19 protein-coding genes and 4 tRNA genes are annotated in these 20,867 nt (G+C 35.2%); 15 read left to right on the top strand and 8 right to left on the bottom strand.

Translation table 11 applies throughout. The annotated features are described in order from the left end of the window. The 6 genes from AB1K81_RS00005 to AB1K81_RS00030 all read left to right on the top strand — a co-directional run bounded on the left by AB1K81_RS00005 (position 1) and on the right by AB1K81_RS00030 (position 2,127). A tRNA-Gln gene (locus tag AB1K81_RS00005) sits at positions 1–75 on the top strand. Between the two features lie 2 nt (positions 76–77). Then, positions 78–152: transfer RNA gene (locus tag AB1K81_RS00010), tRNA-Gly, on the top strand. An 8-nt stretch (positions 153–160) separates the two neighbouring features. Continuing rightward, a tRNA-Cys gene (locus tag AB1K81_RS00015) sits at positions 161–234 on the top strand. Positions 235–450: 216 nt separating this feature from the next. After that, positions 451–1,458, top strand: coding sequence for a DUF3231 family protein (locus AB1K81_RS00020; protein WP_412974602.1), 1,008 nt, complete (start codon positions 451–453; stop codon positions 1,456–1,458). A 9-nt stretch (positions 1,459–1,467) separates the two neighbouring features. Then, a complete protein-coding gene (locus AB1K81_RS00025) occupies positions 1,468–1,941 on the top strand; it encodes a hypothetical protein (RefSeq protein WP_412974603.1) in 474 nt (157 codons plus the stop codon). Between the two features lie 104 nt (positions 1,942–2,045). After that, a tRNA-Leu gene (locus AB1K81_RS00030) sits at positions 2,046–2,127 on the top strand. A gap of 496 nt (positions 2,128–2,623) precedes the next feature. Here the strand turns inward: AB1K81_RS00030 and AB1K81_RS00035 are convergent. Together AB1K81_RS00035 and AB1K81_RS00040 are read right to left on the bottom strand one after the other, a co-directional pair. After that, the gene (locus AB1K81_RS00035; RefSeq protein WP_412974604.1) at positions 2,624–3,112 is read right to left on the bottom strand and encodes a hypothetical protein; all 489 of its coding nucleotides are present in this window, start codon (positions 3,110–3,112) and stop codon (positions 2,624–2,626) included. 232 nt (positions 3,113–3,344) lie between these two features. Continuing rightward, complete coding sequence (locus AB1K81_RS00040; protein ID WP_412974605.1) at positions 3,345–3,863, bottom strand: hypothetical protein; 519 nt, start codon at positions 3,861–3,863, stop codon at positions 3,345–3,347. 718 nt (positions 3,864–4,581) lie between these two features. On the opposite strand from AB1K81_RS00040, the gene AB1K81_RS00045 reads away from it, so the two are divergent. From AB1K81_RS00045 to AB1K81_RS00060, 4 genes are read left to right on the top strand one after another with little or no spacing between them, the layout of a single operon-like run. Then, the gene (locus tag AB1K81_RS00045; RefSeq protein ID WP_412974606.1) at positions 4,582–5,724 is read left to right on the top strand and encodes a GerAB/ArcD/ProY family transporter; all 1,143 of its coding nucleotides are present in this window, start codon (positions 4,582–4,584) and stop codon (positions 5,722–5,724) included. Then, positions 5,684–7,210: a spore germination protein gene (locus AB1K81_RS00050; RefSeq protein WP_412974607.1), complete on the top strand. Its 1,527-nt coding sequence runs from the start codon at positions 5,684–5,686 to the stop codon at positions 7,208–7,210. The genes AB1K81_RS00045 and AB1K81_RS00050 overlap by 41 nt, the downstream gene beginning before the upstream one ends. Before the next feature lie 15 nt (positions 7,211–7,225). Further along, positions 7,226–8,395 (top strand): Ger(x)C family spore germination protein, encoded by a 1,170-nt coding sequence (locus AB1K81_RS00055; protein ID WP_412974608.1) that lies wholly within the window; start codon positions 7,226–7,228, stop codon positions 8,393–8,395. A 59-nt stretch (positions 8,396–8,454) separates the two neighbouring features. Beyond that, positions 8,455–8,601 (top strand): hypothetical protein, encoded by a 147-nt coding sequence (locus AB1K81_RS00060; RefSeq protein WP_412974609.1) that lies wholly within the window; start codon positions 8,455–8,457, stop codon positions 8,599–8,601. 201 nt (positions 8,602–8,802) lie between these two features. On the opposite strand, the gene AB1K81_RS00065 is transcribed toward AB1K81_RS00060, so the two are convergent. From AB1K81_RS00065 to AB1K81_RS00075, 3 genes are all read right to left on the bottom strand, one after another. Beyond that, complete coding sequence (locus tag AB1K81_RS00065; RefSeq protein WP_412974610.1) at positions 8,803–9,342, bottom strand: MFS transporter; 540 nt, start codon at positions 9,340–9,342, stop codon at positions 8,803–8,805. Continuing rightward, complete coding sequence (locus tag AB1K81_RS00070) at positions 9,339–10,769, bottom strand: FAD-binding oxidoreductase (protein WP_412976087.1); 1,431 nt, start codon at positions 10,767–10,769, stop codon at positions 9,339–9,341. Before AB1K81_RS00070 ends, AB1K81_RS00065 begins: the two co-directional genes overlap by 4 nt. Before the next feature lie 173 nt (positions 10,770–10,942). Beyond that, positions 10,943–11,689, bottom strand: a complete 747-nt coding sequence (locus AB1K81_RS00075; protein WP_412974611.1) for a YqcI/YcgG family protein — start codon at positions 11,687–11,689, stop codon at positions 10,943–10,945. Between the two features lie 215 nt (positions 11,690–11,904). On the opposite strand from AB1K81_RS00075, the gene AB1K81_RS00080 reads away from it, so the two are divergent. Then, entirely contained in the window at positions 11,905–13,221 is a 1,317-nt protein-coding gene (locus AB1K81_RS00080) for an amino acid permease (protein ID WP_412974612.1), read from the top strand. On the opposite strand, the gene AB1K81_RS00085 is transcribed toward AB1K81_RS00080, so the two are convergent. Then, positions 13,218–13,847: a LysE family transporter gene (locus tag AB1K81_RS00085; protein WP_412974613.1), complete on the bottom strand. Its 630-nt coding sequence runs from the start codon at positions 13,845–13,847 to the stop codon at positions 13,218–13,220. The genes AB1K81_RS00080 and AB1K81_RS00085 overlap by 4 nt on opposite strands. Before the next feature lie 252 nt (positions 13,848–14,099). On the opposite strand from AB1K81_RS00085, the gene AB1K81_RS00090 reads away from it, so the two are divergent. The 4 genes from AB1K81_RS00090 to AB1K81_RS00105 all read left to right on the top strand — a co-directional run bounded on the left by AB1K81_RS00090 (position 14,100) and on the right by AB1K81_RS00105 (position 18,828). Continuing rightward, complete coding sequence (locus tag AB1K81_RS00090; RefSeq protein ID WP_412974614.1) at positions 14,100–14,309, top strand: hypothetical protein; 210 nt, start codon at positions 14,100–14,102, stop codon at positions 14,307–14,309. A 27-nt stretch (positions 14,310–14,336) separates the two neighbouring features. Next, the gene (locus AB1K81_RS00095) at positions 14,337–15,773 is read left to right on the top strand and encodes a sodium:solute symporter family protein (protein WP_412974615.1); all 1,437 of its coding nucleotides are present in this window, start codon (positions 14,337–14,339) and stop codon (positions 15,771–15,773) included. 19 nt (positions 15,774–15,792) lie between these two features. Next, on the top strand, positions 15,793–16,386 hold the full coding sequence (locus AB1K81_RS00100) for a hypothetical protein (protein WP_412974616.1): 594 nt from the start codon (positions 15,793–15,795) through the stop codon (positions 16,384–16,386). 345 nt (positions 16,387–16,731) lie between these two features. Then, positions 16,732–18,828, top strand: coding sequence for a tetratricopeptide repeat protein (locus AB1K81_RS00105; protein WP_412974617.1), 2,097 nt, complete (start codon positions 16,732–16,734; stop codon positions 18,826–18,828). Between the two features lie 58 nt (positions 18,829–18,886). Here the strand turns inward: AB1K81_RS00105 and AB1K81_RS00110 are convergent, their stop codons facing one another. Together AB1K81_RS00110 and AB1K81_RS00115 are read right to left on the bottom strand one after the other, a co-directional pair. Continuing rightward, entirely contained in the window at positions 18,887–19,441 is a 555-nt protein-coding gene (locus AB1K81_RS00110; RefSeq protein ID WP_412974618.1) for an NADPH-dependent FMN reductase, read from the bottom strand. Between the two features lie 227 nt (positions 19,442–19,668). Further along, on the bottom strand, positions 19,669–20,613 hold the full coding sequence (locus AB1K81_RS00115; protein WP_412974619.1) for an NADP-dependent oxidoreductase: 945 nt from the start codon (positions 20,611–20,613) through the stop codon (positions 19,669–19,671). Between the last annotated feature and the right edge of the window lie 254 nt (positions 20,614–20,867).

A 20,867-nucleotide genomic window follows, 5' to 3' on the forward strand; every position in this document is an offset into this window, starting at 1 on the left:
TGGGCTATAGCCAAGCGGTAAGGCAACGGGTTTTGGTCCCGTGATTCCTAGGTTCGAATCCTAGTAGCCCAGCCAGTGCGGAAGTAGTTCAGTGGTAGAACACCACCTTGCCAAGGTGGGGGTCGCGGGTTCGAATCCCGTCTTCCGCTCCAGGAAGTATGGCGGTATAGCCAAGTGGTAAGGCAGAGGTCTGCAAAACCTTTATCACCGGTTCAAATCCGGTTACCGCCTCCAATTTTATTTTATAAATACATAAATTAAATGATGTTAAACTCTTTTGTTTTAGTTGCAATTTATTATTGCGATTAACACAAAAGAGTTTTTTTATTTTTTCTATTTTCAAATAAAATTCTTCAATAGGTAAAAAATAGAAATGGCAATTACTGTATAAATTTAACAGTTAGGGAAGACTATGATTAGAACGTAATACTTGTGGAGGTAGAAGGAAATATGGAAATCAATCATAATGCTCGTCTTACTTCAACGGAGATTACACAGCTATGGACTAATTATATGAATGATAGTATGGGAATCTGTGTCTTAAAGTACTTTTTCAATATAGTGGAAGATGAAAATATTAAATCAATTGTGAAGCATGCTATTGGATTAGCAGAATCACACTTATCTAAAATTGAAGCGTTTTTTGAGGCTGAAGAATATCCAATACCAATCGGATTTAGTGTTAATGAGGATGTTGATATTAATGCCCCAAGATTGTATTCCGATAACTATATACTTGTATACATTCGGGATATGTCTCAAGTCGGTATGAACAATTATGGAGTTGCTGTCGCTTTCTCAGCTAGAGAAGATGTCTATGATTATTTTTCTCAAAATCTTAGTGAGACTAATAAGCTACATAAAATGGCGTTGAAGCTGATGCTATCAAAGGGCCTTAATGTACGTCCACCATATTTATCACCACCTAAGAGAGCCACTTATGTGGAGAAACAACGTTTTTTGATTGGGTGGTTTGCTGAAAGACGGCCACTTAATGGTATGGAGATATCGAACCTATTTTCCAATATATTACGGAATGCTTTAGAAATAGCAACATTAATTAGTTTTGCACAGGTCGCTAACTCAAAAGAAGTTAGACAGTATATGGAAAGAGGGAAGGAAATAACATCAAAGCATGCCGAGGTATTAGGATCAATTATGCGTGAGAACAATTTGCCTATACCGATGACATTAGAAACAGAAGTTACGGACAGCACTACATTTGTTTTCTCAGACAAATTAATCATGTTTCATACAACAACCTTAAATGCTGCTGTCTTAGGGTATTATGGGGTAAGTTTAGCTACAAGTCATAGACGAGATCTTGGAAATCATTATTCAAGGCTAAGCAGTGAAATCCTAAAGTATTGTGAGGATGGCGCAAATATTATGATAAATAATGGATGGCTAGAGGAACCCCCTATGGCATCTGATAGACAACAATTGGCAGATGGGTAGTGTGCAGAGATGTCAAAGGACAGGAAACTGGAAGTATTACTGTGGAGTATTGCCTTACCTGGATTTGGTCAGTTTTTAAATGGCAAACTTTTTAAAGGTACAGTTTTAATATTATTAGAGTTCATTGTAAATGTTAAGTCTAGATTAAATTATGCAATCATCCCAAGCTTTCATGGTGATATACATGCAGCCATTGCATCTGTTGAGTATCAATGGTTGATGTTTTATCCTTGTATTTATTTGTTTGCGATATGGGATGCTTATCGGGATGCAGGTGGAGGGGAAGAGCCCTATGCATTTATTCCTTTTGTCTTTTCAGCATACATTGGTACCATTGGTGTAGTATACTCTTCGACTTTTAATATTTATGGGCTATACTTAGGTGTTATTTGGCTACCTATTATATTTCTTATTGTTGGATTTTTAATAGGAAAAGGTATTAGAGTATTTTTATTAAACTGGATTAAAAGGAACGAGAGATAAGGTAGTGAGTAGAATTAGTTTAGTAAGGTTTTTAGTTTGACTTCAATCCCCATTCCGTGCTATATTATTATTTGTCAGTCAAGACATTCGTCAATTTTTAATATGCCGGTGTGGCGGAATTGGCAGACGCGCACGACTCAAAATCGTGTTCCTTATGGAGTGTCGGTTCGACCCCGACCACCGGTACTTTCAAGCAAAATACATTACGTTAACAACTAAAAAACTCATGAATGTTGTTCTATCAATGTTTGTGAGTTTTTTGCTATTTAAGCTACGTTTAAATAATATAGAAAACAATTATTTACACAGTGAACAAACTTTTTCACACAAAATTTTACACATGTTAAGGGAAAATTTTTTTATAATTTTTGTCTGTGCAGACATGTAGTAAATGGTAGTGGTAGCTTAGGTCATTACTATTAATATTACTTAACAATGTTTTAAATAGTAGTTCACTATCAAGAATGACTGCTTTTTCTAACAGGAAGTGTTTTATCTAGATGCATACTTAAAAACTATTTACACACTTTATTTGACAAACCTAGAATAAGTTTGGACTATTTGACGCTTACTAATATACTACAAGATGATTAGATGAATTTCTAAATAAAAAAGCACCTCGAACTTGCTGAGGTGCTTTTTACTCTTCTATCCATCTATCATCTATTCTTCTTTCTTTAGGTTACATAACAAAAATTTGCTTTCCTAGATTATTGGGCTTCTTATCAAGTATCCTTCCAATTATAATTGGGCCAGCAGTAATAGTAAGATATAATTCCTCAAGCTCAAAAAGTAGTGTAGTTAAACTCTTATCATCTTTATCTTCATATCCGTAACCAATTACCTTTTTTATTGTATTATTTTCAAGAGAAAAATAAGAACCGAAAACAAGATGTTGATTTGGCGCAATATCTGGCTCATAGGTGTGCCTTAATGGTTCAGGTGTTTCCTGTTCATTTATTATTAAAAGATCATCACCTACTTCATCCTCAAACCATTCTAATCTCCAATACCAAAATTCATTCGAATCTTGGGATACTATCTTTAATATAGGAACTACCAGATGTAGCACGATATTTTTATTTCCGAGAGAAACATCAAGTTGTTTTGAATATATCCCCATTAACGTTGAGCCCTTTAACTGTCTTATTTTATTCCATCCTTTGTTCATTCTATAACTTCCTCTTTTCCTCACATTATTAAAATTATATTTACTCCTCCCTGAATAGACAACTAACTACTTTTAATAGAATTTATTTGATTAAATTATTTATTAATAATTTCTTATTGTATTTACTATTTCTCAAAAATAGATTGCCAAATTACAATTTTATTAATCGACTAAATATAATTAATAAATTTAAGCTTTAAGGGTTTTACCGATATTTAATAAATCTAAAACGTCAATCTCCAATAAACCTTACCTTATAACCATTGAAGGAGATTGTAGGCCTTTGAATGTTATCATAAGTACTTTTACTTCTATATAAGACTGCTGTTCCATCAGAACCTTCTTTAAGGTATTTTATCTGACCATCTTGAAGTTCCGTCCTATATTCGTAGTTTTTACCACCAATTTTATTGAATTCAGCTCTTGCGGCGCTGCTATTCCCACTATTTATATATTGTCTTCCTCCTTTAATTTTATTGTCACGTATTGAGCGACCAAGTAATATAAAATAATCACCTTGTAGACTTGCCTTTTTAACAGTGCTATTAAAACTTATTGGATTGGAAGAGTCTTCTTTTACTAATACATTAGATGAATACTTTATAGTGAGTAAACTAATAGGTTCTTCTTCAATTAATAATTCACTCAATTCATCTTCAGCTGCAGTAACACTTACTAATACAAGTGAGATGATTATAGTTATTAAAAATAATCCTAAAATCTTAAATGCTGTGCTTTTGAACTTTAACATAGAAACCTCCTTTTCCGCATAAAATAGTATTCGATGATAATTTACAAAATCCCTTTAAATTTTACTTGGGAAATATTATAAGAAAAGTTTTAATTTAGACTTACTTTTCATGAACAACTTTCTCGAAACATGTATAAAAAGACACTCTCACTAAGGGTAATGATTATCGACATTAGCTAGCTAAATTAGTTCGTGATGTTGGAATTCCAAATTCATTGAAGGATTATGGTATACCAGAAAGTGCACTAGACCTTCTAGCAAAGGATGGAAGTAAGCAGCGAAGATTATTAGATCGAAGTCCTTTGCAACTAGATATAAAGGATATAAGAAAAATATATTAATTGGCATATGATGGAAATGTCTCTGTCCATACGTTTGGATAATTTTTAAAGAGTACGATTTCAACTCAGAGCATATTTTTTTAAATTTAGGGCTCGAGTTTTTGCTTCAGTGTAAACATAATAGAAAAGCCTACAAACAGGGAATCACCAATGTTTGTGGGCTTTTCTTGGTTTTGGGAAATAAAATAATAAATTTAATTTATCTTAAACATTTTCACCAAATCAAATAAGGTATCGATTATTCAACTTCTTGGACATTGGTAGTTAGTAAGTTTGGAAATATTCCCTGAATTAATTATCGATGAACTGTTTAGATTAAAACGTTAATGTCTATAACTAATATTGTTCATGCTTCTAAAAAGTATTGAGGTGTCCACATGAATAAAACTTATATTTCCAAGAGTCAAGCCTTAATGCTAGGAATCACTGGGATAACCGTTACAGGTCATCTGTTATTTATTCCTGTCATCCTTGGTCATGCTGGTAGAGATAGTTGGATTTCCCTATTACTGGCTATTTTGCCTGCAATACTTATGGGGTTTATCGTTGCGTTATTAGCCCAACGATATCCAGGGCAATCGATGGTTGAATATAGTCAATTAATATTGGGAAAATGGTTAGGTAAATTTGTTGTCATTATATTTTTATTGTATTTGTTTCATGAAGTAAGTCTAGCCATAAGAGGATTTGGGGAGTTCTATACATCTGCTGTTACACCACGTACACCAATATTAATCTATCTAGTTGCAATATTAATACTTGCAGGATATGCAGTGCGCTCTGGGCTAGAAGTAATTGCTAGAACGAATCAAGCAATCCTTGTCTTTTTAATTCCAATAGGGGTTTTAGCATCTGCTCTTACTCACAAGGATAAAGATTATCGCAATTTCCTCCCAATCTTAGAGGATTCTTTCGAGCCTGTCATTCATGGGACGCTAACACTTGTCGCATTATATAGCTCTATTTTTGTTTTAAGTATGATCTTTCCTTTTATCAATGATACGAAGCAACTGAAAAGGTACTCCATTGTTACAATGATGATTCTGATTATTATGTTCGTGGGCCCTATCACAGGGGTGATTGCTATCTATGGAGAAGAGAGAGGGGAAGGTCTTTATTTTCCTACATTCTTAATTTTAAGGGACGTCCAAATAGGAGCTTTCCAGCGATTGGATATTCTGGGGATTTTACTCTGGTCACTAGGATCGTTTGGAAAAGCAACTGTTTTTCTTTATGCCATGTCATTAGGAATAGCACAGTTATTCAAGGTGGATGATTACAAAATGTTAGTAACTCCACTTGCAGCTTTACTTGCTATCGTGTCCATCATCAATAGTGAGGATTTAATCGGAATTTATCGCTTCTTAAAAAATTATTATCCATATTACGCTACATTTGTTGGGTTGATATTACCTCTTGTCTTGCTAACAATCAGTCAGTTCAGGAAAACAGGTCAAAAGTTAGAAGGGCGGAAAAGTGATGATAAGACGAAGGAAACAAGTAAATCAAACAAAAACTAATAACGTTAATAATGATGAAGAAAAACAAGAAATTTTTGATGAATTAGATAAAAATATCAACCAATTTAAAGAAATATTTGGAAGTGATTCTGATTTGTTTGTACGCTACATACAAGGCGAACATCGAAAAGTTGCCGTCTTGTATTTGGAAAGCTTAGTTGAAAAAGAAATTATTGACCAACATGTTATCTTTGCTTTAAATAGTCAGCTACATAATTTAACATCAGCCATTAACGATATAGCGGTTTCTACAAATGAAATGAAGAAACTTACCAAACATGACGAAGTTTTAGAGCATTTATTACGAGGCTATTCAATTATTCTGATGGATGGGAATAATATCGCTTACGCTGCTGAAACGTCTGGAGGCGAAAGAAGACCAGTATCAGAATCTACCGTTGAAACAGTGGTACGTGGACCACGTGAATCATTTAACGAGTCACTAATGACGGGAGTAGGTTTGATCCGTAAAAGGGTGAATACTCCTAAGCTACAGGTTTATAAAAAGTCAATTGGACAGGAAAGCAAAACTTCCGTAGCAGTTCTTTATATTTCTGGTATTGCCAAAGACGACATTGTGAAAGAGGTTATTTCGCGTATCGATAAAATTAATATCGACGGTATTCTTGATTCTCTCTATGTTGAGGAACTAATTGAAGATACGAAAAGCTATACACCATTTCCAACCATTTTTAACTCGGAGCGGCCGGATAGAATTGCTGCAGGATTATTAGAAGGTAGAATAGCAATCATGGTAGATGGTACGCCTGTAGTTCTCTTGGTACCTGCAACTATTGGTCTGTTCCTAACATCTAATGAAGATTATTATCAACGGTATGATATCGCAAGCTTTATGAAAATGCTACGAACATTTGCCTTTATTCTTTCATTAGCCTTACCAGGTCTTTATGTTGCGTTACTTACTTTTCATCAAGAAATGATACCAACCCCGTTATTAATCGCTATGTCTGGGCAGCGAGAAGGGGTACCACTTGGTATTGCAATTGAAATTTTCATCATGGATATTATTTTTGAAATTCTTCGGGAAGCAGGTATTAGGTTACCGAAGACAGTTGGTGCAGCCGTTTCGATTGTTGGTGGTTTAGTATTAGGTCAAGCTGCAGTTGAGGCTAGTTTGGTAGGTCAAGCAACGGTTATTGTAGTTGCACTAACAGCAATTTGCTCCTTTACTACGCCATCTTACAATATTGCAATAACTGCTAGGCTCTTACGGTTTGTTCTTTTACTTTTCTCAGCAGTGTTAGGAGCTTTCGGTCTAATTTTCAGTTTGATCTTTTTGTTTATACATCTAAATTCTATCCGTTCATTTAGTGTACCTTATTTAGCACCACTAGTCCCTTTTCATAAGGATGACTGGAAGGATTTATTTGTCCGTGTTCCATGGCGGAATATGAAAGAAAGACCTGAAGAAATCACCAATGATGATCAAAATAGGATGCAAAGTGCAAGTAATGAGCGTCATTAATAGGAGAAATTTACAATGAGGTCAGTAATTTGTTTTGTAGCTGTTTTCTTACTTATATTTTTAGCTGGATGTTGGGATAAAAAGGAACTAACAGATGTTGCGTTAGTTATGGGGGTCGGCATCGATAAAGCAGATGAAGAATATAAAATCACCGCTCAAGTGATTAAACCACCTTCAAAAGAGGAAGGTGGAGGTGGTGGTGGCTCTGAAATGCCTACTTGGAGTGTTACTGCTACAGGAAGCACTGTCTTGGCAGCTATTAGAAACCTAAATGAAATATCTCCTCGTCGGCTGTACTGGGCACATTTACAAATCATTATCTTCGGTGATGCAGTGGCAAGAGAAGGTATTGCCCCTGTGATTACATGGTTTGAGAGGGATCGGGATAGTCGTGCCGGAGCAGTTATTGCGGTCACACCTGGAGTGGCGGAGGATTTGCTAAATAATAAGATAGAACTTGGGCAAGTTCCTACGAAAGCTATGGCAGATCTAATTCAAGGCTCGGAAATGAGACAAATTAATGCGTTGGAAATTAAACTTAGAGATTTAATGACTATACTCGCTACACCTGGAATTGAACTTACCCTTGATGTAATTAGGCCAAAGGAAATTAGGGGAGAAGTGGAAACATTTGAAGTGGATGGCGTTGCTATTTTTAATAATGATAAATTGCAAGAATATGTTTTCGGTCCAGCTTCAACTGGTACACAAATTATTAATAGTGAATTGAACTATTCTATCTTAGAAGGAAAATGTCCTGAATCCGAAAATGGTGATTTATTTGCTTTTCAAATTACCGATTTTCAAAGTGGCATACGCCCGCAATTAAAAGGAGAAAAAATTACACTGAAGGTTAAGGTGACCTTAGAAGGGAATTTACTCGACCAGACTTGTCCGATTGATTTACTAAAACCGGAACACTTGAAAACAGTAGAGACGGAAATTACTAAGTTCATTAAAGATAATGTGGTGAAAGAATTTAATCTAGCAAAAGAAGTTGGGTCTGATATTTATGGAATTGGACTAGAGGTTAGAAGATTTTATCCTAAACATTGGAAGGAAATTAGTGATTCTTCTGCTTATTTAGATCAGGTTGAGTTTGATTTCCAAGTAGAGTCCAATGTTCGGAGATCTGGTTTGATTATTGACCCAACACAAGAAAAACAAAAGGAAGCGAATGATTAATGAATACTTTCTTATTAATACTCTTATTTATTTCTATTTCTTTCATGGATTATCGATATATGAAGAAAAAGAAGAACAAGAAGCTAATGGTTATCTATACTGTCATTTTAGTGTTTGCTTTTGTTTTGACGGAGTTACACATGCTTGGGGTTAGGTTGATAGGATTAAATCAAGTTGTTACGTTTATAGTAAATAAGGTTGTTTGAAAAAGCTAAATTGATTACATGTATAGCAACCAATAAGTGGAAAAATGAAAATAGAATTATGTCTAGAGAGCTGAAATGAGAAGAATATTTAACTAAAAATCAAAACATTCCTTCACTACCCTAGGGACCTGATCCTAGGGTAGTGGAATAGTCAGTGAAGAAGACACTGGGATATGACTTAAAAGTATAACGAAACCATATTTATTCTTTTCCCTTTTTCAATATAACGAAAGAAGCGACGATATAAACAAAAGAAATCAAATAAAATAAGCTAGCAATAGTTAAGAAATCAATTAGATAGCCTGTTAAGATAATTCCTATACCACTCCACAGGGATACGTGAAAATGATACTTTCCAATACGTTTCCCTGTAGTATTACTATCTTTTTCGTTACGTGCGAGGAATGCCTTTTCTGTATTTTTTTGAATCGCACCGAGAATCCCCATGACAATTTGAATAACATAAACTTGCCATACATGAATGAGAAGTGGGATGATTAGCATAACTATTGCCATGCCAAGTGTATAAACAAGAAGCATTGTCTTATCACCAAATCGATCACCTAATTGGCCAATGACAGGATAGGTTAGAGCTGCAGTTAGAGTGAATAGTCCATAAGCCCAGCCAAATTGTGAGTAACTATCTCCAATATTCTTTATGAGTAATAAATAAAATGGAAAGACAACACTACTTGCTGCGATTAGGATGCTTTGGGCGATTAGAAATTTATGAAAATTCATTGACTATACTCCTTGTAAAATAGGTTCATAAATAGTTCATTTGGATCAAACTGTTTCTTTTGCTCGAAAAATTCTTTGTTACGCGGATATGCTTCATCCATTTGAGCTTGTGTTGGATAAGAATAATAAGGCAGATAATAGGAGCCATTGTGTTTTAAAGTAACATCTATCATTTTTTGGATAACCTTTTCTGTTTGTTCAATCTCCTTTTTATCTCTTCCTTGATTAATTAACAAAACAAGAGCAAACATATCCTCTTTCGCATAGGACAATACTGCTTCTTCATCCTCATTCACATATCGTACTGTAATATTTAATAGATTCAAATCTTCTTTTTCAAGAACTACACGTAAATCATCTAAATAACTAGTGAACTTATCAACTGGAACAAAATACTCCTGTAAAATTTCTGTTTTCCTTGCATTATCATACTCCATAAATTTACTTGCCCCACGCATAGCATTGTTACGTGTAATATAATTACCATCTTGGCCAGTATAAAATTTGTCCTGTACTTTCCAAAGTAAATCCTTACCCCAGTCACTGTGTCGTGCTAATCCGAGCATGAATTTAGAAGGTGCAGCAATTGTTTCTCTTTTTAATTTATCATAGTTGGTTATATCATCTTGATTCTCTACTAATTCATAATCCGTAACATACATATCTCGTAGCAAAGTCTCAGGTGCTACTGATAATCTAGCAATATGCATTCGGATATCTTCATTTTGTTGCACTTCCTGAATAAAGTACTCAGGATAATCCTGGTAATCGATTGATTTTGAACGAATCTGATAGAGTTCGTCTTCTGTCAAATGTAATGTGACATCTAAAATAATACCGAATAAACCGTATCCTCCGATCACGAGAGGAAATAGATTACTATTTTCCGTTCGACTAACATTAATAATTTCCCCTTTAGGAGTAAGAAGTCGGAAGGATTCAACGGTATCTATAAGCGAACCGAAACGAATATCTCTACCATGAGCATTAACACTAATAGATCCTCCGACAGTAAATATGTTTTGTGACTGCATCACGCGAATTGCCAAGTGGTCAGGATTAATTTTCCGTTGAATATCTTCCCAAGTAGCACCACTTTGAACTGTAATACGTTTTTCTTCTGGGTTATAATCAAGTATTTTGTTATACTTCTTCATATCTATTACGGTGCCATTAGGATAATATGTTTGTCCTCCTTGACTATGCTGCATACCAGCAACAGAAATTTTCTCACCGTTCTCAATTGCCTCTTGCACCCAACTTTGTATTTCAGCTTCAGTTGTAGCACTATGTACTTCTTTTATTCTAGTCGGTAGTAGTTGACCGACATCTTCCATAATTATTGGTTTGTGATTATACAGCCAAAGAGAGGTTGCTAATCCTATTCCGTATAAAATTGTAATGAGCATCATAGTTTTTTTCAAAATAGATCTCCCCAAATTCATGGTTTTAAAAGCAATTTTGTCTAGTACAGTATAGCTTTTAGCCCCCTTTCTTACAATGCTTTCTTAAAGATACTTTAAGAATATATATTCCAAAGGAGTTACCCGATCCACATATCAAACGTTTTTATGTAGAAGAGCAACTCCCTATCCATTTCCTACACTTTTAATTGGTTCAATAACAAATGAAAAGGACACTTATTTAAAGTTTTATCGTCATCCCGTAAAAAGTATTGTCTCCACTCGTAGTTATCTAAAGAACCGTAGTTATTTAAATCGGGATGTATATCGATAGAATCATAATTCTTCAGCCGTTTCCTAATCTGTGTTTTTATTTTTTCTGCCTGTTTTTCGGATTTGTTAAAAGCTTGCAATACCCATCTGGGTGTAATGGCAAGCATCATGGTATCAAAATGTCTGCTCTGTCGTTTTGTATGTGCTGGTGTTGCGCAGTAAATGAAATATCTTTCCTCTTGGAAACAATATTCCCAAATTGGATCATGTGGATCTGTTGGAATTTCCTGTGGCCATTCGGCATCATCGATAGTCGATAATGTACTAAGCAGTTTCCAAAATAATTGTTCATAATTCTCAACTGTATACGAGTTTCTACTATCTTCTGGAAGTTGAAAAAATATAATCAGGGAAGTGTAATCTCCTATTTCTTTTGATTCCTCTGTAAAATCCTTTAATAAATATGCTAACTGCTTAACTGTTTCAGTTTCTCTTGGGTCACCGATAAATCCGTATCGAAGCTGATTTAAAGAAAACCCAATTGTCGCTGGAATACACGGGAATAGCTTAGTTTTATCTGTCATTTTTATTTTGAAATTTTCTAATGCTACTCTTTCCCACTTTTTAAGTTTATTTCTATTCGTATGATTGTCTCGAAATGAAGCGTTCATTAGAATCACCCCCAACTCCCTATACTTTATTCAATCGTACAGGTTGGGTGATTAACCTAATAAAAAATAGGCGAACTCCCATTATATCCATTGTGCTAGCCACCCTTTAAAGTATTAGAAGCCTACTTTTATGTAAAAATGACTAGAAAAAATTACAAAATATATTTTTGTCGTATGGGGCATTTTAAATAATGAATATCTGAGGAGGATCTCACGTGGCTCAGTCTAATTCAGAGGAAAAGAAAATGAAGTGGTGGCACCTATCATTATTTGGAGTCGGTTGTACAATTGGAACTGGCTTCTTTTTAGGTTCTAGTATAGGGATCAAGCAGGGTGGACCATCTATTGTCTTTGGTATTATTTTGGCTGGAATTGCAACCTATATTGTCTATGATGGTTTAGCAAAATTAACGGCAAGTCAACCAGAAAAAGGTGCTTTTCGGACCTATGCTAAACAGGCATATGGACGTTGGGCTGGTTTTAGTATTGGGTGGATCTATTGGTTTTCTGAAATATTAATTATGGGAAGTCAGCTTACCGCATTGTCTATTTTTTCACAATTTTGGTTTCCAGAATTGCCAATGTGGTTATTTGCACTTGGATATGCGGTGTTAGGGTTAGTTGTATTACTACTTGGTGCAAAGAAACTAAGTAAAGTTGAAAATTTACTTGCCGTGATTAAATTTGCTGCTATCTTGATGTTTATTATAATAGCTGGTGCATTTGTTTTTGGGCTATTTGAAGGTGTTAAAGAATTACATATACCTAAAGCTTTGAATGAATTTTTCCCTACAGGTGGGATTGGGTTTTGGTCGAGCCTTATCTTTGCATTTTTTGCATTCGGGGGAATTGAGGTAATGGGCCTCATGGCAGTCCAATTGAAAGAACCGAAAGATGCTCCTAAAGCTGGCAAAGTCATGATTTTATCCTTAGTTGCCATTTATGCGATTGCCTTAGCTTTAGCGATAGTTCTTATGCCTTGGGATAAATTTAACACAGAAAAAAGCCCATTCATTGATTCGTTAAAGGACTTTGATTTAGGCATTGTACCCCATATCTTTAATGGTGCATTAATTATTGCAGGCTTCTCTACAATGGTTGCATCATTCTATGGGGTAACCACCATTCTTGTTTCATTAGCTGAGGATGAGGATGCACCTTCTTTATTTGCTAAAGAAGGGAAATTAGCTGTACCTATTCCTGCTTTAGGTTTATTAATTTTTGGGATTGCAGTATCCATCATTATGTCTCTTGTACTTCCAGAAAATATATATGCCTATATCACTACAGCTGCCGGACTTATGCTACTTTACAACTGGTTTTTTATTATATTATCTGCTAGAAAGCTTAGAAAAGTTGACCTAAAGGAATCGATTAAATACTATATCGGAATGGTGTTATTATTAGCTGGAGTTAGTGGTACGTTACTTGATAAAGTAAATCGCCCAGGATTTTTCATAAGCTTAGGGATTATCTGTGTCATAGGAATTGTTGCTTTCTTTATGAATAAAAAGTGGAAAAAGGAGAATTAGCTATCTATTAATAATAGAGCCCCTTGTAATCCAAAGTAAATCCCAAATCCAATAAGTGCTAAACCGGAAATGATTGAAATACTTGTAAGTAATCGTTTATTTAACACTTTCCGGAAACTACTTGAAACTGCTGCCATGGCTATGTCCCATGATAATAATCCGATAAAAATTGCCCCACTATAAATAATAAGTGCTTGAAGTCCATAGGTGGATGCGGTTTTTGCAAGTACAGAACCATATATCCCTAACCAAAATAAGATGGTTAATGGATTAGTGATTGACATAAGGAACCCTGCGAAGAAAGATTTATGCAAGGGTTCTTTATTTCTTTCGTGGACGGTATTGATCTCCTTTGCGCTAACCATGCTTTCAACACCTGTATAAATTAAAACAAATCCTCCAAATAACCATAAAAAAGTTTGAACAAATGGTACCTCTACGACATGAACAATCCCTAAATAAACAACTAACATATAAATTGCATCGGCAAGTATCGCTCCAAGACCGACAAACCATGCAGGAAAAAATCCTCCTTTTATACCTCGATCTAATTGTGCAGCGTTTACTGGTCCAATTGGTGCTGCTAGTGATAAGCCTAATAGAATATAGCTAAAAAAGGTACCCAACATGAACACTCCTTTAAATGAAAAACACTCTATTTATTTCTATTCAAAAAGGAATGCTTGTACGACTAAAAGTGTGGAAAAAAGTTTAATAACCAAAGTATTACCTAAGTGGGAAAAATAATCTAAAAGGAATGATAGAAATGCATCATTGGGAAGTGAATGACACCTAAAGCCACCGAATAAACCACTATCCATTTGCATACCAATGTTGATAAGACGAGTTTTATCTATTCCGTGATAGGAGGTGTAAACATGGCATCAAGATCAAAATTTAAAGATCCAGGGTTAATCTTAACGATAGTCTTAGTTCTATATGCTAGCTTTGTATTTATTTGGTGGCCAACAGAAATTTATGTTGGTGGGATTTCATTAGTTGGATGGTTGATGTTTATCGGTCTATTCTTCTGGTTCTTGTTAGCGATTATTTATTGTCTTTGGATTGAGAAGCTCGAAAAAGAATAGAGTACTTTTTAAAGGAGGGAGCTTAAAATGCGAACTACCGAAGCTATTATACTTTTTATCTATTTAATCGTCATAACGGTGATTGGAATCTACTTTTATCGGAGAGCACGTCAGTCGGAAAGTGATTACTTTACTGCTGGACAAAGTATCAATACGTTCGTTGGGGCATTTGCTATATTTGCTGCGGTTGCTAGTTCTAGTTCGTTAATGGGGGCCGTTGGTTCTGGGGTCGCGTTAGGTGTTCCGTACTTTTTCACCTATGCCTTTGGGGTAATTGCGATTATGCCATTTGCCATGTTTCTAATTTCCGGGCAAATTCGTCGTTCTGGTGCTAAAACGATGCCTGACTTTTTTAACCAACGGTACGGGAAATCCGTCCAAATTGTTTCGGCTGTAATTGTGGTTATTGGAATGACATTTTACATGGTACCACAGCTGACAGCGTCTGGACTTATTGGCTCTTATGTACTCGGAATTGATTATACAACCGCTGTGATTGTACTTGGATTAGGCTTTACGATTTACGCGGCACTAGGAGGAATGTGGGCAATAACTTATACCGACCTCCTACAAGGTGCAATTATGTTAGTAGGAATTGTGGTTCTTGCTGGATTTATTTTAGTCGATCATAGTGGGCTTAGCTCCCTAATTAGTGATGCCCTTGCCGTAAGTCCAGATTTTGGTGATATAACACAACCATGGATGTCCTATTTTGGTTTGTTTATCGCCTTTTTATGGTTTGGGATTATTTCGCCATCAGTAGTCATGCGTAACTTTGCTTCTCGTGATGCCAGAACTGCTCGTCGTTCTGCGATGTGGGCTTGTTTATTATATTTAACATTATTTATTTCTGGCTTCATGGTAACATCTGCTGGTGCAAGTCTGGGAATCATTGAAACGTTGGAACGAAGTGATATGATTTTTGTTTCGGTTATCGAGCATTATTTACCACCAATTTTAGGTGGAATTATGTTGGCGGGGCTAATGGCAGCGATTATGTCATCAGCAGATGCGATGTTATTAGCCATATCAGCAGGAATTGCCCATGACATTTACAAAGGTCACATTAACAAGCAAGCTTCGGAAAAGTTTATCACTGGATTAGGATTAGTCGTTATGATTGTTGCAAGTATTATCGGTGTTATTATTGCGATAGATCCACCAGGGCTAATTGCTATCATGGTAGGATGGGTCGGCGGATTCCTCTTATCCTCTTTCGGGTTCCCACTTGTATTAGGGCTATGGTGGAAACGAGCGAATAGTACTGGTGCACTTGTTGGTATGGTAGGGGGAGCTCTTACGTTTTTGATTCTTATAATTGGTCAGTGGTTACCTACCAATGCAGAACCAATCATTGGTGCACCTGTTTCCTTACTTTTAACAGTTATAGTTAGCTTAATGACAAAGCCTCCATCGAAGGAAATACAAGACAGAGTGGATTCCTATCATACCCATTTGGATTAAGCCAAGAGGAGGAGGAAACATGCATACAGTTAAGAAAAAGAGTATTTCCATACAGCGTATTGGAGTAGGAAATATAATAAATGAAGCGGAAATCTATTCATTTATCTATAAAAGCCTAGGGATAGGCTACAAATTAAATAAGAATATAAATGAAAACTACTTACGCGATTTTACGTCAGAAAAGACTTTAATCTATCATCCTTTTTATATAGCGAAAACGGTTGTCCTTGCAGAACGTCCACCATTTCCTCCGAAAAAAACACCGAATTTAATATTTGTGGATGGGGTATCTGGTTATCGTGGTGTATTTTCTAAAGTTCCCCCCATAACCGAGGAAGAGGTGGAAGAAGATTTCCTAGTTCCTGTACGGATTCCAGATGATAAGGCGGCGCTTCAGTATATAAAAGATGTACAACAAAACCAAATCAATCGCTCCTATGTATTAAAGAAACCACTGCATGATATTAAAGGAGTAACGCTACACTATTTACCTATATGGAAAGTAGTAGTGAATAGTGGGTATATCAAGGACGTTTTCTTTATAAATGCTAATACAGGAGAATCAGAGAAATACTTGAGTAGCAGATGGAGAAATGGAAAAGACTTGTTATAAAGAAAGAGACATGAGGAAGAACGATTCTTCATGTCTCTTTCTATTAGTTGTATACTTCCTCCTACAGGTTGTTTGTTTCACACAAGATTAACAGACGTATAAAAAGAAAACCATCGTATAAGTTGAAAAGTATGTATTCAGGTAGTTTGGCTTATTGTAAGTCTAGTTGAGAAGAAAGCATTCCATAATTAATCTTGCCCTCTCCCCATAAATAAGAGAAAAAAGACGAATATTGTAATGGTGAGCTTTATATAGTAGTAACGTGTGAAGAAATCTAAACCTTAGTATGACTTGGTATATCACAAAACGTAACTATAAAATTATATAAAAATGTGGGGGATTATCGTGACAACGGAGAATCAACTAATTAATAAATCCTATTATCAGACTGTAATAGATCAGAACAATAGTGAACACCCAGTTAAAGTTTTGGGTGATATGTACATGGAAGAAATGCAGAAGGAAAGACCGGAATTATCGTTAATTCGCTTTGCACAAGGAGAGGTTTATTTTCTACATAATGACTATGAAGCGGCTATTTACAAATGGCAACATCCATTAGATGAAAAATTCGTTCCTTGGGCACAGAAAAACATAGCTGATGCCCATTTTGAAATGGGCTTATTAGCGCATGCAGAAAAATTCTATAATGAAGTTAAAACGGAATCGATTGAGTTGAAATCTGAAGTTCTTCTTCAACTGTTTTCATTATATATTCAACAAGGTAGAACGAAAAAGGCTATTGAGGTTATTAAAAATGCGGTTCAATTAAACCCAGATTATACTTGTGTAACCGAGATGGCTCAAACTTATTTTGAGGATATAAAGGATTGGGATAACGCAATTGAACTTGCTGTAAACGAGGCAATACGGACTAAATCCCTTTCGTGGTTAACCGTTATAGAGGAGTATGTAGCACAGGGTCTTACGGTTAAGTATCAACCAAACTATTTTACTGAAGTACTTGTGACTGCTCTCGAAATGGATAAATTACGCTTTGAAAGTTTGATAGAGATAATGTGGAATAGCTATAAACAAAGTGAGCTTTATATTTCATGGTTGGAAGAAGTTAATCAGCTATTATTGCATCAAAATGTTGAAGAATCTTATATGTGGAAGAAGCTACCTAACTTATTTAAAGAGGCGTATGTTGAATTAACTAGTGGAAGATTTTTAATACAAGACATTTCCAATCTAATACAAACTCATTTAACAAACTGGTTAGAAATTTCATCGGCTGCTGATACATTTATTTCTTCATCCGCTATTCTTGCTTGGAATGAAGTATTTCCATCGAGTCTTAATGCGACATTGGTAACTGAAGCAGAGAAACATTTTATAAATACGAATGGGTATCCAAACAGTAGGGAAGAAGGTATTAAGCTTTATGAGTCTATCCTAGAATGGGCTAAAGAAGAAGAATTGCAGGATGATTTAGCAGCATTTATGGATCCTTTGCTAGAAGAATACAACATAGAAGTAGCGAGCCCTTCGAAAATAAGAAGTGTTATTAAGGCTGCTATTGAGTTTCTAATTGAAAAACGGGTAGAAGTGGAAAACACGATTATCGATAAGATTAATTGGGATGAAAAATTACTTGTTAGCCTTCAGGAAATTCAAAATCAATTGAGTGAAATGGAGACGGAACAAGCACAAGTCATTAAAGATTCATTCCAATCTATAAAAAATGATTCCATTCAACAGATGATGAGTCAAATACCTGAACTACTGCGCAACTGTTCTGAATTAATTCGGGAAGACAGTGATTTTAGCAAACTTCACGTTGAACTAAATAACGAAATGAATAAACGGATAGTTGATTATATGAATAACACTGCTCTCCGTGAGTTCAAAAAAGCGATTCGAGAATGGATTCAGGATTGCGAAGATGAGTTCAAGGATTGTCAAATTAAGTTAAACGAAATGAGTGAGAATTTTAATAACCAATTTGGTGAAGAGAAGATTGTACTCGATGGTGAATTAAGAATATTAGATGACTGGCAGCGGGATATGGAACGAATTTCGAGGGCCTTGTTAAAACTTGAAAAAGTAAATATTTTGATGCGCAATAATCCAGTTCAAGTTCTGTTTAAAGGAGCGGGTAAACTATTAAGCTCTATTTCAAAAGGTAATGATAAAATCTATAGTAAGTATAAATCCTACGTCGAAAATAAAGACTATAGTGAAATAACAAAAGAACTCATTACCCCATTCATCCAGCAGTTAGAATTATATGAGGAATCAATTGAATGGGATGTAAACAAGTTTTTCACAAATGCTAATGGAGAACTTGATAGTGTGAGTCAAGAAGTAGAGGGAGATATTAATAGTCTTAATAATTCACTTAATAGAATGAGGGAAAAACCCGAAATTTATCGTGATCCGTTGACTCTATTTGAGTTAAGACTCCGCCAGTATGAATTAATGAACACCATAAGTTAATAAATTTAACCCCAGAATTCATGGTGTAGTAACGCCGAATTCTGGGGTTTTTTATAGTTTATTTTGGATTCCATCTATCATGAATTGCACGTTGTAAGAAAATCATTTCTTCTGCAAGATTAACTATTCGTCTGGAGATATTCGAGTCATTCAGTTCATTTGTTTCAATATCAAACGATTTATTAGGGATGAATATATTTGTTGATGGAATCATGCCTTTTAAATACGAAAGAACTGGTTTTAGATGATATTCGGGAACAAGGAAATGTTTCTCAGACCATGCTGTTGCAATAATCCCTGTTACTTTATTTTTAAATGCATTTTCTGGCATATAATCTAATAAGTTTTTCAGTACGCCTGAAATGGACGCCTGATAAACTGGTGTAGCGAATAGTAATAGATCAGCAGCAAGAATCTTTTTTACTACCTTCCAAGTATCATCATTATAATAGGAAAGCGGTTCTCCACGGCATAATTCAACTTCATATTCCCTTAAATCAATCAGTTCAATTTCAAGTTTTGGGTCAATGGAAGTTGCGGCTGCTAATAATTCATTGACTGCCTGTGAAGTTTTTTCCCCGGCTAATGTACCTGAGACTCCGACTAGTTTCACTGTACGTTCTCCCTTCTGTTCAAATACGGACACTTTCCGATTATGTAATATATAAGCATGTAAACTCTAATGTATACTACATCTTAAATCCTATCTTATTCTGTTGAAGATATCCAAACAAACTACTTAAGCCAGTTATTTTATTTCATTTGGATAGAATGATATTATTATATCTACATAAAGCGAAAGGCTAGAAGATAAATGAATATATTTATCTTCTAGCCATTTTAATCAATTATTATAACAATCTTACCTGTAGCATGATGGGTCTCACTAAATGTATGTGCATCATAAATACCTTGTTTTGTTAATGGAAAAGTTTTTCCGATAACACTTTTGATCTTTTTTTCTTCCAGTAAATTAGCTAAATTGCCTAGTTGTTTTCCATCAGGATTCAGCCAAATGCTTTTGGCTACAACATTTTTTTCTTTTGCCTTGTCTTGGTCAGGTTCATTTACAATCGAAATTAGTCTACCTTTATTTTCTTTAAGGATTTCAAAACTATCCATTTGTGTCTTGCCACCAATTGTATCTATGACAAGGTCTATATCACTGAGTACATCTTTAACATTTGTTGTGCGGTAATCAATTACTTCATCCGCTCCTAATGTCCGCAGAAGTCCATGGTTTTTAGGACTAGCAGTTGTATATACATATGCTCCTGCGTTTTTGGCTAGTTGAATTGCAAATGTACCAACCCCACCAGCACCTGCATGAATGAGTACTTTTTGATTTTTTTCTAGTTCACCATAATCAAACAAAGCTTGGTATGCGGTTAATCCAGCTAATGGAACCGCCGCTGCTTCCTCAAATGAGATAGAATTCGGCTTTAAGGCTAATAGATGATCATCAACAATCGTAAACTCCGCATAAGTTCCAAAACGAGTTGTATCTGGACGGGCAAACACTTCATCTCCCACTTTCCAATTTGTTACGTTTGAACCTACAGCTTCTATAATACCAGCAACATCCCAACCAAGAATAATGGGGAATTCCCAGTCAAACATCTGTTTTAAATATCCCTCACGAAGCTTCCAATCAATCGGATTAATGGAAGTGGCTTTTTCACGAACTAGTACTTGATTGTCTGCTAATTCTGGAAGTGTTACAGTACACTCCTCTAATACTTCTTTTCCACCGTATTGATTAATGATAACAGCTCTAGTTTGCAAACAGCTTTTCACTCCTTTCTCCAGTGCTTATCTAATATGGAGAGTTAGATTTTTAAGGATTTAGCACTACCCAATTTTTATTATTACCCCAATCACTGAAAACAAATACAGATACTTGACTTTCTTTATACTTCGTAACAGTAGTTTTTTTAGAAATTTCAGGTTATCTATACTAGATTTAATAACTATCAATCTAAAATATACCAATGACTATCTTTTAATAGTGAGTTCATCTAAGCATATGATATTTAAAA

The organism is Ornithinibacillus jepli (assembly GCF_047228935.1).
Taxonomy (GTDB): Bacteria; Bacillota; Bacilli; order Bacillales; family Amphibacillaceae; genus Ornithinibacillus.